Genomic DNA, 12,682 nt, shown 5'->3' on the forward strand with positions numbered 1-12,682 from the left:
CCATCCGTCCAGAGGGAGTGACGACCATGAGCGCAGGGCCTGACGGCGTGATCGATTGCGCGATCATCGGCGGCGGCATGGGCGGCGTGTACAGCGCCTGGCGGCTCGCCACCGCCCCGGACTCGCGGATCCCGGCGGCGGGCATCCACCTGTTCGAGATGAGCGACCGGATCGGCGGCCGGCTCGACACCGTCCGTCTGCCCGGCATGCCGCATGTGCCGGCCGAGCTGGGCGGGATGCGGATCATGACGTCCCAACCCATCGTCATGTGGTTGGTCGGGCGGTTGGGCTTCGAGACGGTCAAATTTCCGATGGGCGGGCCCCAGAACCTGGCCTATCTGCGCGGCCACCGCTTCCATGTCGGCCAGTATTCCGACCCCTCGGTGGTGCCGTACTGGCTGACGGATGAGGAGCGCGGCAAGTCGCCGTCGCAGCTGGTGGTGCAGGCGATCGAGGCGATCATGCCCGGCGCCACGAAGATGACCAATGCGGAGCTGCGCGCCGCCTGCGCCGCCGCCACGCTGAACGGCTTCCCGCTGCGCCAGCACGGCTTCTGGCAGGTGCTGCTGAGTCAGCTGAGCGTCGAGGCCTACAACCTCGCCCTCGCCGGCGGAGGCTTCAACACGGTGCTGACCAACTGGAACGCCGCCGAGGCCATCCCCTGGTACATGGAGGACTGGTCGATACCAGCCAACCAGACCCCGTATGTCCATCTGCCCGAGGGCTACGAGGCCCTGCCCTGGCGCCTGCGCGACGAGTTCGCGGCCGCCGGCGGCCGCGTCCGTCTGCGGCAGGAGCTGATCGCCTTCACCCGGCGGCAGGACGGGCTCTACACCCTGACCTTCCACGACCATGACGCCGGGCGCGACCATGTCGCCCTGGCCCGCCGCCTGATCCTGGCGATGCCGCGGCGGTCGCTGGACCGCATCGCCGAGCATCCGCTGGACCGGGCCGGGCCGAGCGAGTTCTTCGCCAAGCCGGGGGTGGCGAAGCTGCTGGCCACCGTCACCGGCCATGCCCTGTACAAATTCGCCCTGGCCTATCCGCACCCCTGGTGGCATGCGCTGGGCCTGCATTCGGGCGATTCCGTCACCGACCTGCCGCTGCGCCAGATCTACTATTTCGAGACCGAGGGCAAGTTGGGCGGCGACCCGCGGAACAGCAATTCGCTGCTGGTCGCCGCCTACACCGACGGCATCTCGGTCGACTACTGGGAGGGGGTGCGTCACAGCGGCCCCCGCTTTGGCGGCCGGCCCAATCCCTTCGTCACGGGAGCGGAGGCGAGGCTCCCCGACATCTACGACGTCAGCGCGCTGATGGTGGCCGAGGCGCACCGCCAGCTGATCGAGGTGCACGGGGTGGAGAAGGCGCCGGAACCCTATGCCGCCGCCTTTCGCGACTGGGGCGACGATCCCTATGGCGGCGGCTGGCATTCCTGGAACATCGGCGTCGACACCGCGGCGGTGATGCCCCGCATCGTCAAGCCGGTCGCCGACGAGGAGGTCTATATCTGCGGCGAATCCTATTCGACCTATCAGGGCTGGGTCGAAGGCGCGCTGCAGACCGCCGAGATGATGCTGACCGAGCATTTCGGCCTCGCCGCCCCGGTCGACGGGCTCGCCTCCGCCGCCTGACCTCCCGCCCCTTCTCCCCCGTTCCGAGAGATCCCGCGCATGCTGCAGCAGAGCACGACCTATTACCGCACAGTGACCGACCGGACCGTATCGCAGCTGCTGCTCGACTACCTGAAGCTTGAGAATGTCCGCTACCTCTTCGGCATCCCCGGCGGCGGCATCATGTATCTGCTGAACGAGCTGCGGCTGCGCGAGGACGAGTTCACTTACGTCGTCTGCCGGCACGAGACCGGCGCCGCCTACATGGCGGACGGGCTGCACCGGGTGACCGGGGGGCTGGGCGTGGTCCTGGCCACCACCGGGCCCGGCGCGGTCAACGCCCTGACCGGGGCGATGAACGCGCAGGCCGACCACTCGGCCGTGCTGACCATCACCGGCGAGGTGGCCGAGAGCTATTTCGGCAAGGGCTATCTGCAGCAGGGCATCGACGGCACGCTCAACGTCGACGCCGTCTACCAGGCCTCGGTGCAGTACAGCGCCATGATCGCCAGCCCGGACGATCTCGGCACGCTGTTCACCCAGGCGCTGCGCGACGCGCTGTCGATCCCGTTCCGCGCCACCCATATCAGTCTGCCGGTCGACGTCTCGAACCAGACGCCGAGCGGGCCGGTCGCCTTCCCGGCGAGCTGGGAGAACTACCGCACCGTGCCGAAGGCCAGCGACCGGGCCCGCACCGGCCGCGCCCTCGACCTGCTGCTGGCGGCGAAGCGGCCGCTGATCATGCTCGGCAACGGCAACCGCTTCGCCCTGCAGGGCGAGCGGCGCGACCGCTTCATCGCCTTCGTCGAGCGCTTCGGCATTCCGGTGATGACCTCGCCCGACGGCAAGGCGCTGTTCCCGGAGAACCATCCGCTGTCGCTCCGCAACTACGGCATGGCCGGCTGCATCTGGCCCAGCCTCTATCTCGCGGCCGCAGGGGGCGGCCCGGCTTATGACGCGCTGATGGTGATGGGGTCGGTGCTGGGCAATCTCGCCACCAGCAACTGGAACCCGGCCCTGCTGCCGCAAGGGCCGCTCATCCAGGTCGATGCCGACCAGTCGGTGATCGGCCGCGTCTTCCCGATCGAGCTCGGTATCGTCAGCGAGCTCGGCCAGTTCATCGACGATCTGTGCGACCTGGCGGAGCAGCGCCGGCCCGACGAGGCCGCGGTGGCGGAGCGAAAGGACTACATCCGCTGGCTCAAGGACCACCACGCCCCCTGGTACGATCCGGAGAAGCGCGATTCCCTGGCCAACCCGGTCCTGCCGCAATCGGCGATGCGCGTGATCAACGAGGTGGTGCCGCCCGGCAGCCACATCTTCATCGACTGCGCCAACTGCGTCGGCTGGTCGCTGAACTATCTGGCGCTCGACCCGCCGACCCAGATCCATCTGTCGCTCGACACCGGACCGCTCGGCTTCGGCGTCTGCGCGGTGGTCGGCGGCAAGCTTGGCGCCCCGGACCGGACCTGCATCGCGATCACCGGCGACGGCGCCTTCCTGATGCATGGCAGCGAGGTGTCGACCGCCGTGCGCTACGGCGTCGGCGCCATCTGGATTGTCATGGACAACAACGATCTGGCCATGGTCAGCCAGGGCAACGCGCATTTCTTCCCGAAGCCGCCGAAGCCGTCCTGGACCGACTACTACAAGCTCGGCGCCCCGGACCTGGTGTCCTTCGCGACCGGGCTGGGCGCCATGACCTACACGGTGCACGACCCGCAGGGGCTGCGCGCCGCCCTGACCAAGGCGATCGGCCAGGCCGAGCTGTACCGGCGACCGCAGGTGATCGTGCTCGAGATCGATCGGGCGGAGGTGCCGCCCTACTACCGCAACCCGCTGCAGCCCGGCGATCTCCCGCGGGAGGACGCGTGAATGGCTGACAACACCGCCCGCATCAGGGGCGTCGGCTTCGCGGTGCCGGAGCAGGTCCGGACCAACGATGCGCCGATCTTCGACTGGATCAAGGCGCACAACCCGCCCCATTCCGACCTGTTCAAGGGCTTCGACCAGCGCCGGATCCTTCCCCCCGGCGAGACGCTGCTCGGGCTGATGGCGGAGGCCGCCGCCGGCGCTCTGGCCGATGCCGGGCTGGGTGCCGACGACATCGACCTGCTGATCGGCGTCGCCTCGGTCTCCGACTATGTCAGCCCGAACGGGCTGGTGGCGCTGCACCAGACGCTGGGCCTGCCGTCGCGCTGTCAGGTGCTGCCGCTCGGGACCGAGTTCACCATCTTCAATGACGGCCTGGTCCTGGCCGAGGCGCTGATCCGCACCGGCCGCGGCCTGCGCAACGCGCTGGTCGTCTGCGGCTGCAACTGGAGCCGGCATGTCAGCTACCATGAGGCGACCTGCATCGGCGCGGCCGACGGCGCCGGCGCCGCGGTGATGGCGGTGACCGGCGACCAGCAGCGCTTCGCCCTGGTCGATGTCGTGACCGACACCGACACCAGCTATTTCGGCGCCATGCATATGAGCGCCCGGCCCGCCGGCACGATCGATCCGCCGCCGCCCTATCTGGCGGAGAGCTTCACCACCCCGCTGATGTATATCGGCGACGAGGGAGCCGCGTCGTACCGGGAGTACGGCGCCAAGGTCCCGCCGCGGATCGTCGACCGGCTGCTGCGCCGCAACGGCCTGGCGGCCGACGAGATCACGCTGATCGCGCACCAGGCCTCCTCGGTCCTGATCGACGCCTGGGCGGAGGCGATCCGGCCGGGCCAGTACCTGACGACGCTGACCGAATACGCCAACATGACCTCGGCCTCCGTGCCGGTGACGCTGGCGGCGCGCTATGCCGAAATCTCGCGCGACGCTTTGGTGCTGCTGACCATCGGCCTGCAGCAGCAGACCTCCGCGGTGCTGCTGCGCCGCCGCTGCAACAGGGGACAGATCGCCCTCTGACGCTGTAGAGCCGGTCCTCCGATCGGGGAATCCACCCGCCCCGCCGACCGTTAGACGCCTCGTCCGATGCGAATGGCGGTTCATATCCCAGTCACAGGGCCGAACATCGCGGCGCTTATACAGAAGCATAAGCTGATCCGTGCAGTGCTGCGCCAGGCTCCCCGGGGTCTATCGGCGGACCATTGTCGCATGACGAAACCGCACGGGCGGCAGCGACCGCCTGTCGACGGCCGACAGAATGGAGGACTTCATGCACAGCAGAACAGCCCGCGGGAGCGAGCCCGCGCCGGCCGGCTGGTCGGCCCTGTTCGAAGCGATCGAGACCCGCGGCGGCGTCCTCGATGCCTCGAGCGAGATGGTCGGCCCGGACGCGGCAGGCTTTCGTGCCATGTATCTGGACCTCGGCGCGATCCGGGAAACGCTTCGGTCGGCCGATGCCGAGCCGGCGGTCATCACCATCTGCGCCGATGTGCTGAACATCCCCCACCGCCTCGACTGGCGCCTCCAGCGGGCTGCGCTGGTGATCGTGGCGCGCCGGATCCAGTCGGCCGGCTATGCCACCGTGAGCCTCGACTATCGCGACCGCACGGCGGCGAGCCTGACCGTGTTCACCGAGGAGCTGGAGGGCCGGTTCCAGGCGATCGCCGTGACCGCTCCCAACGGACCCCAGCCGGCGGCCTTCATCTTCGACGCCGCCCCCGCGACGGGCGGCGTGCGGATCCATCTGCCGGGCCGCCAGCCCGTCGAGACGCCCCTGGACAGCATGCGGGGCCTGCCGCCGCAAGCGACCGAGATCGTCGAACAGGCGCTTCGGACCGAATTCACCTTCGCCTCGCTGCTGCACGACCAGCGCCCTGACCTGGCGCGGGCGATGCTCGGTTGGATCAAGTCCTGTTCCCGCGGCCTGCCGGGCATGGCCTGGATTGCGGCAGAGCTCGGCAACCCTATGCTCGCGCAGGCCGGCGCAGTCCGCACGCCGTCTTTCCCTCGGCGGCCACCGGAATTGGCGGCGACCCGCTGACGTCGCCCGCCGGGCCGGAGCGGACCAGGATCCGCCCCCTATTCCGCATCCGGCTGCCGGTCGGGCATCGCCCGCTGGAAGGCGTCGAGCGCCAGGCCCGCCTCGAAGATGCGGCGGACCCTCGGATAAGGCGCGAGATATTTCTTCATGGTCTCCTCCCAACCGAACGGCCGGAACCGCCACTTGGGGCCCGGCTGCGCGGATGGAGCGAGCGTATGGCCGGAGCGACGGCGCTCAACGGACGCCGTTGATCAGATTTCATCACCTCATGGGAAAGCCGGGCGGGGGCGGCCGGTGGAGCGGATTCAGGAGAGAAAACTCTGGGCGTCTGCGACCAGCCGGCGCACCAGTTCGCCTGCGGGGATCTCATCCACCGCGGCGGCGCCCTGGCCTGCCCACATCGGTAGGAAATCGGGGCGTATGGTCGTTCCGTCGGCGCTGCGCCCCAGCGGCATCGTCAGGGCCGCCTGGAACGGAAAGTCCAGCACCGGCGCCTCCTCGGCTTCCATTTCGCTGGAGAAGCGGCTGCGAAGGACCCGCGCGGGCCTGCCGGTATAAGCCCGCGTGACGTGAGTGCTCTGATCCGTCGCACCGCGCAACGCGGCCCGGTACGGGGCGGGAACATTGCTTTCGGGGCAGCCGAGAAAGGCCGTGCCGATCTGCACGCCGCTGGCCCCCAGCTTGAACGCCGCCGCGATCCCGCGTCCGTCGAAGATGCCGCCGGCGGCGATGACCGGCACGCGGACCGCATCGGCGACCTGGGGAACGAGAGCCATTGTGCCGACGGACCCGGCGCCGGGATGATCGGTGAAGGTTCCGCGGTGCCCGCCGGCCTCCGCGCCCTGCGCGATGATCGCATCGGCGCCCGCCTCTTCGAGCCAGCGCGCCTCGGCCACCGTCGTGGCCGAGCTCAGGACGGCACAGCCTGCCTGCTTCAACCGGCGCAGCGCATCTTCGCCCGGCAGCCCGAAATGGAAGCTGGCGACCCGCGGCCGAAGCTCGAGGACCAACTCCAGCCGGGCAGGATCGAAGGCCGGGACAGGCGGTTCGCTCGGCTCCGGAGGAGCGCCCAGGCCGAGCTCATCGTAATAGCGCTGAAGTCTCGCGCGCGCCCGGGCCACCGCCGCCCTGTCGAGCGGTGGCGTCGTATGGGCAAAGAAATTGAGGTTGAAGGCGTGGTTGGTGCTGGCCCGCACGGCCGCCACCTGATCGCGCACCATGTCGGGGGGCAGGATTCCGCAGCCGAGTGACCCCAGGGCACCGGCGTTGCAGACGGCCGAGACCAGCTCCGGCGTCGTGACACTCGTCATCGGAGCCTGGATCAGGGGGTGCTCGATGCCCAGGAGTTCCTGAAGATCCCGACGGGGCCACATGCTTCCCCCGCTGCGCTGGACGGCCACAGCACCATTATAGCATGGCCGCGGGCCCGCATGGACGGCCTCCGGCGCTAAGAGACCGGCAGCCCTCGCCGGCAGACGAGGGCTTGCGGCTGCCGTCAGTTCTGCCAGCTGGCGTACCAGAATTCCGGATAGGCCTGGGCCACGGCCGCCGGCTCCAGGGCCGGGACATAGGGCCGGCCATGCTTGCGGGTGATGGAAGCGAGCTCGGCGAGGCGCCCGGCCGCGTCCTTCTGGGCCGCCGCCTTCTTCGCCGGGTCGTGGGTCGAGGCAGCGTCGCGCCAGATCGACCGGCCGGCGAGGAAGCCGGAGGCGCCGGCCCTGCAGGCGATCTCCACCTGGGTGCGGAAATCGGCATAGCCGACGCCGGCCGAAAGGATCACCCAGGGCACGGAGATGCCGTCGTCGAGCCGCCGGCAGGCGTCGAGCGCGGCGGCCCTGCCCTCTTCCGTGCTGACGTCGCCGGGGAACTCGACCTTCAGCACGTCGACGCCGTAGCCGTTCGCCTCATGCGCCGAGGCGACGATGCCCTCGATCCGCTTCGCCTTCCAGGCGGCGCTCGCCGGGTCCTCGCCCGGCAGCGGGTACCAGATCGGCTCCACCACCAGCGGCAGCGACAGGCTGGCGCATTCGGCGGCGAGGCTGCGCACAACCTGGCGCTGATGCTCGGCGACCGCGCTGTCCGGCCGGTAGAACCAGAGCAGCTTGCAGACGTCGACGCCCATCGCCTTCATCTTGCGCGTGCCCCAGCCGGCGCGGAACCGGGTCTCGCGCGCCGCGGCGGCGCCGTTGTAGCCCTCGTCCTCGATGCTCGCCATCAGCCCGACCGAACCCGGCAGGACCCGCGCCGCGATCGCCGGCGCCAGGCCATAGCGCGGGTCGAGCAGGAAGGCGCTGACCTCGGGCGACAGCGCGCGCACCAGCTCGATCTTCGCCGCGACGGTCATGGCGTAGTCGACCTTGTCCGGGTCCGGCGCCAGCAGCTCCTGGAAATCCGACAGGTGATCGAGCGCGCAGATCAGAAAGAAGCCGTCGGCCGAGGCGACACGCTGCAGGCTGCGGATCTTGCCGGGGTCGCGGGCGGCGGGCAGGGAGACCATCGTTCAATCCTCTTCGGTCGATGTCAGGGTGGACAGGATCTCGGGCGGCTGGCCGAGCACGAGCAGGCAGCCGGCCAGGAAGGTGTCGCCGAGGCCGATCGTGGCCGCGGGGCGTTCGAGGTAAGGCGCGGCGCAGGCGACCATGGTCCAGCCGTCGCGGTGGTCCCAGACCGGGAAGGGCAGCGGTGGAAACACGGCGCCGGGCGGGATGCCGTCCGGGTTGGTCGGGATGCCGACCGCGGCGCGGGTCGCGGCCAGGAGGCAGCCGGCCATCAGCGCCTCCAGCTCCGCCTGCGGATCGCCGCGGGTGGCCGCCAGCGCCCAGCCATCGGCATGGACGCAGACGCGCGCGAGGCCGAAGCGGTCGCCGAGGGCACGGGCCTTGGCGCCGGGATCACCGGGGCCGGGCGACAGCGCCTCCAGCTCCGACAGGCTGAGGCCGAAGGAGGTGGCGTGCGGCGTCAGCCCTTCCACCACCCGGTCGCGCAGCGCCGCATGCGGGTAGTCGCCGAGCTCGTGATGGATCAGGGCGAGCCCCGCCGCCCGCCAGGCGTCGGCGAGCTCGGCGGCGGAGCCGACGGAAGCATCGACCGCGTCCGGCGGCAGGGCGTTGAAGCCGGACAGGATCCCTGCCCCGGCCGTCAACGCCACACCGATGCTGGCGAGCCAAAAATCCGGATCGTCGTCCAGTGCCTCGTCGGCGAAGCGCACAATGGTGCGCGACGACCGCCGCGGCATGGCCGGCCCGACCGGGGTGCCGGCGGTGAACTCGAAGATGTAATGCGCCGGCTTGCCGCCCCCGCCGGGCCGTGCCTCGCGGGCGGGAACGATGCGGTCGCCCTCGGCCAGACGGATCCCGGGATGCAGCAGGGCAAGCTGGGCCGGCGTGCGGTCGCCCAGGGCCAGCAGCGCCGGCGCGCCGGCCACGGCCAGCGCCTGCGCCGCCTGGGCGCCGGTGCCGCCGAGGCCGGGGTTGGAACGGAGATGCCGGTCGATCCAGCACGGCCCCTCCGGCCAGTCGACCAGGACCTCGCCGCCGATCCCTTCCGCGGCACGGCGCAGCAGCTCCGCCGCCAGCGCCGCGGCGGGGGTGCCGGGCTCAGCCGCCAGCACCGGCCAGGCACGGTGCAGCGGCAGATAGGCATCGATGCAGGTGCTGAGGCCGCACAGGGTCGGCCGCGCCGTGGCGGCGAGGTGCCGTAGCCGGGTCGACAGGTCGCGATAACGCTGCTCCCACCTCATGCCATTGGCCTTCGAGATCGACTCTTCGGTCCGTTCCCCGTCATGGCGAGCCCCGAAGGGGCGTGGCCATCCAGGGCCACTCGCACCGGCCCCTGGATGGCCACGTCGGCTTCGCCGCCTCGCCATGACGGCTCAATGTTTCGGGAGGCTGGTATCATTCCTTGACCGCCCCCTGGGTCAGCCCGGCGATGATGTGACGCTGGAAGGCCAGCACCAGCAGCACCAGCGGCACCGTCACCACGACTGACGCGGCGGCGATGTCGCCCCAGGGCACGTAGTAGAGGTTGGTGAAGTTGGCGATGCCGACCGGCACCGTCTGCCGGCTGATGTCGGAGGTGAAGGCCAGCGCGAACATGAACTCATTCCACGCCGCGATGAAGCCGAGCAGCCCCGTGGTCACCACCCCGGGCAGCGACATCGGCAGGGTGACGCGGAACAGGATGGTGAGCGGCCCAGCGCCATCCATCCGCGCGGCGTCGTCGATCTCGCGCGGGATGCTGTGGAAGTAGCCGAACAGCACCCAGATCACCAGCGGCAGGCCGAGCGCGACATAGACCACGACCAGCACCGTGTAGGTGTCGAGCAACTCCATCGACGCGGCGAGCAGGTAGAGCGGCGCCACGATCGCGATCTGCGGGAACATCGAGATCGACAGGATCAGGCCGAGGATGCCGAAGCGGCCCCTGATGTCGAGCCGCGCCAAGGCGAAGGCGGCCAGCGCCCCGAGCACGAGGCAGACGACGGTCGTCGCCCCGGCCACGATCACCGAGTTCAGCAGGTAGAGCTGGAACTGCTTGACCGTGAAGATGTTCACGAAATGCTCGAGCGTGGCCGGGATCGGCAGCCAGCTCGGCGTCTCGGCGACCAGCGCCTTGTCCTCCTGCAGCGAGGTGGAGAGCTGCCACAGGAATGGGCCGGCGGACCAGGCGACGATGAACAGGGCGCCGGCATGCAGCAGCACGCCGCGCCAGACCCAGACCGGCAGGCCGAGCAGCCGGCCGCGCATGGCGGAGAGCGGCGTCATCGCTCGGTCTCCCGCAGCTTGCGGATCAGGACGGCGCCGAACACCCCGGCGATCACCACCTCGGTCGCGAACATCGCCGCCGCCATGGCCGAGCCGTAGCCGAACTGCAGCGTCGAGAAGAGGGTCTTGTAGGTCAGGGTCGACAGCGTCTCGGTCGAATCCGCGGGGCCGCCGCCGGTCAGCACATAGACCAGGTCGAAGATGCGGAAAGCGTCGAGCGCCCGGAACAGTGCCGCGATCAGCAGCGTCGGCATCAAGAGCGGCAGCCGCACCCGCCAGAAGGTCGACCACGGCCCGGCGCCGTCGACCAGCGCCGCCTCCAACAGCGAGCGCGGGATCGTCTGCAGCCCAGCGAGTAGCAGCAACGCCATGAAGGGCGTGGTCTTCCAGACGTCGGCGATGATGATGGTGAGGAGCGCCGTGTCGGTCGACCCGTACCAGTTGACGTTCTGGTCGATCAGCCCGGTGACCCGCAGCAGGTGATTGACGATCCCGTTCTGGCCGTCGAACAGCCAGCCGAACATCTTCGAGGTGACGACGGTCGGGATCGCCCAGGGGATCAGCATCGCCGCCCGCACCAGGCCGCGACCGATGAACCATTCGTAGAGGATCAGCGCCATGCCGAGCCCGAGCAGCGTCTCGGCCAGGGTTGAAGTGACCGTGAACTCGACCGTGTGCAGCCAGGCGTTCCAGAAGGTCGGGTCGGCGATCAGGTCCTGGTAGTTGCGCAGGCCGAGGAAGGCGTCGTCGGGCGCGGCCAGCGAGGTGTCGCGGAACGACAGCCAGAGGCCGAGCCCGACCGGATAGACCGAGACCGCGGCCAGGGCGCCGGCCGCCGGCAGCAGCAGGAGCAGGGCCGGGGCCCGGACCGGCCCGAGGCGGGAACGCCCCGGGCCGGCGATGCGATGCGCGATGGAGCCGGTCATCGCCATGCAGGTCATACCCCGACGATGGCGTCGATCCGGGACTTGGCGGCCTCCAGCGCGCCCTTGACGTCGCCGCCCGCCAGCGCCTTCGACACCTCCGACTGCAGCACCAGCGAGACCTGCGGGTATTTCGGCGTCACCGGCCGCGGCGTGGCGCCCAGGAACACCGGCTTCAGCTGGGCCATGAAGGGCTGGGCCTTGGCCAGCTCCGGATGGTCGAACACCGCCTGCCGGGTCGGCGCCAGGCCGAGCTGCAGGGCGAAGCGCAGCTGGGTCTCGGGCGAGGACATCCAGCGCACGAAGTCGAGCGCCGCCTCCTTGTGTTTGGACGAGGCGTTGACGCCGTACTGGTAGCCGCCGAGCGAGGCGGCGCTGGACTTGCCCGGGAAGTGCGGCAGCGGCGCGACGCCGACCTTGCCGACGACGCTGGATTCGCTCGCGTCCTGGGAGATGCCGTAGACATAGGACCAGTTGCGCAGGAACACCGCCTGCCCGGCGGTGAAGGGCCGGCGCGACGGCTCCTCGTCCCAGCTCAAGAGGTCGGGCGGGCTGATCTTGTGGGTGGCGATGGTGTCGTGCATGAACTGCACCGCCTCGACCGCCGCCGGGTCGGCGATGCGCACGGTCTTGCCGTCGGCGTCGAGGATGGCGCCGCCGTTCGAGCCGGTGAAGGAGACGAGGTCGCAGACCAGCACCTCGGCCTGCTTGCCCTGCCACAGGAAGCCCAGCTTGGCCTGGCCGGCGTCGGTGATCTTCTTCGCCGTCTCGACCAGCTCGGGCCAGGTTTCCGGCACCTTGGCCCCGGCCGCTTCCAGCAGGTCGCGCCGGTAGTACAGCATGCCGGAATCGACGAACCAGGGCAGCGCCACCAGCTTGCCCTGCCATTTGCAGCCGGCGACGAGGCCGGGGAAATAGGCGCCGATCTCGCTGGAATCGATATGGTCGTCGAGCGGCAGCGACCAGCCGGCAGCGGCGAATTCGGCGATCCAGATGATGTCCTGGGTGAACACGTCGGGCGCGCCGTTGCGGCGGGCCAGCTGCTGCACCAGCGCCTGATGCACCTCGGTCGAGGCGCTGGGCGGCGGCAGCTCGCGATAGGTGACATGGACCTTGTCCTGCGACGCGTTGTAGGCGTCGACCAGCTGCGCGATCGTCTCCTTGCCGAAGAACTTCGCGCTGGCGAAGGTGATCTCGGTCGCCGCGCGGGCCGGCCGCGACCGGCCCAGGATCGGGGCCGCGGCCCCTGCCCCCAGCGCCACCCCAGACAGCTTCAGAAGATCACGCCGGAACAGGCCGCCGGAGCGCTGCGTCCGGCCAGGGATCTTGGTCATTCCTCCCTCCCATTGATGGAAACGGGAATCTTGCGCTGTTTTATGCGTGTTTATGCGCCTATTCCGATATAGGGCCGCAGCGATCTGGCAGAGTCAAGCAAGTTGTCTTAGACTCGGTGCGGTT

10 protein-coding genes are annotated in these 12,682 nt (G+C 69.9%); 4 read left to right on the top strand and 6 right to left on the bottom strand.

Annotation, left to right across the window (positions count from 1 at the left end):
* Positions 1-26 precede the first annotated feature (26 nt).
* From KXR53_RS19315 to KXR53_RS19330, 4 genes are all read left to right on the top strand, one after another.
* On the top strand, positions 27-1,634 hold the full coding sequence (locus KXR53_RS19315; protein WP_437376889.1) for a flavin monoamine oxidase family protein: 1,608 nt from the start codon (positions 27-29) through the stop codon (positions 1,632-1,634).
* Between the two features lie 39 nt (positions 1,635-1,673).
* Complete coding sequence (locus KXR53_RS19320) at positions 1,674-3,488, top strand: thiamine pyrophosphate-binding protein (protein ID WP_437376890.1); 1,815 nt, start codon at positions 1,674-1,676, stop codon at positions 3,486-3,488.
* Positions 3,489-4,517 (top strand): 3-oxoacyl-[acyl-carrier-protein] synthase III C-terminal domain-containing protein, encoded by a 1,029-nt coding sequence (locus tag KXR53_RS19325; RefSeq protein ID WP_437376891.1) that lies wholly within the window; start codon positions 3,489-3,491, stop codon positions 4,515-4,517.
* A gap of 238 nt (positions 4,518-4,755) precedes the next feature.
* Positions 4,756-5,538 (top strand): hypothetical protein, encoded by a 783-nt coding sequence (locus KXR53_RS19330; RefSeq protein WP_437376892.1) that lies wholly within the window; start codon positions 4,756-4,758, stop codon positions 5,536-5,538.
* A 305-nt stretch (positions 5,539-5,843) separates the two neighbouring features.
* Here the strand turns inward: KXR53_RS19330 and KXR53_RS19335 are convergent, their stop codons facing one another.
* The 6 genes from KXR53_RS19335 to KXR53_RS19360 all read right to left on the bottom strand — a co-directional run bounded on the left by KXR53_RS19335 (position 5,844) and on the right by KXR53_RS19360 (position 12,558).
* On the bottom strand, positions 5,844-6,911 hold the full coding sequence (locus KXR53_RS19335; protein WP_437376893.1) for an NAD(P)H-dependent flavin oxidoreductase: 1,068 nt from the start codon (positions 6,909-6,911) through the stop codon (positions 5,844-5,846).
* 122 nt (positions 6,912-7,033) lie between these two features.
* Entirely contained in the window at positions 7,034-8,035 is a 1,002-nt protein-coding gene (locus tag KXR53_RS19340; RefSeq protein WP_437376894.1) for a tagatose 1,6-diphosphate aldolase, read from the bottom strand.
* A 3-nt stretch (positions 8,036-8,038) separates the two neighbouring features.
* Positions 8,039-9,277 (bottom strand): ADP-dependent glucokinase/phosphofructokinase, encoded by a 1,239-nt coding sequence (locus KXR53_RS19345; protein ID WP_437376895.1) that lies wholly within the window; start codon positions 9,275-9,277, stop codon positions 8,039-8,041.
* A gap of 154 nt (positions 9,278-9,431) precedes the next feature.
* A complete protein-coding gene (locus KXR53_RS19350) occupies positions 9,432-10,301 on the bottom strand; it encodes a carbohydrate ABC transporter permease (protein WP_437376896.1) in 870 nt (289 codons plus the stop codon).
* The gene (locus tag KXR53_RS19355) at positions 10,298-11,227 is read right to left on the bottom strand and encodes a carbohydrate ABC transporter permease (RefSeq protein WP_437376897.1); all 930 of its coding nucleotides are present in this window, start codon (positions 11,225-11,227) and stop codon (positions 10,298-10,300) included. Before KXR53_RS19355 ends, KXR53_RS19350 begins: the two co-directional genes overlap by 4 nt.
* An 11-nt stretch (positions 11,228-11,238) precedes the next feature.
* Positions 11,239-12,558 (bottom strand): ABC transporter substrate-binding protein, encoded by a 1,320-nt coding sequence (locus KXR53_RS19360; RefSeq protein ID WP_437376898.1) that lies wholly within the window; start codon positions 12,556-12,558, stop codon positions 11,239-11,241.
* Between the last annotated feature and the right edge of the window lie 124 nt (positions 12,559-12,682).

This window comes from Inquilinus limosus (genome assembly GCF_051487185.1).
GTDB classification, from domain to species: Bacteria; Pseudomonadota; Alphaproteobacteria; order DSM-16000; family Inquilinaceae; genus Inquilinus; species Inquilinus limosus_F.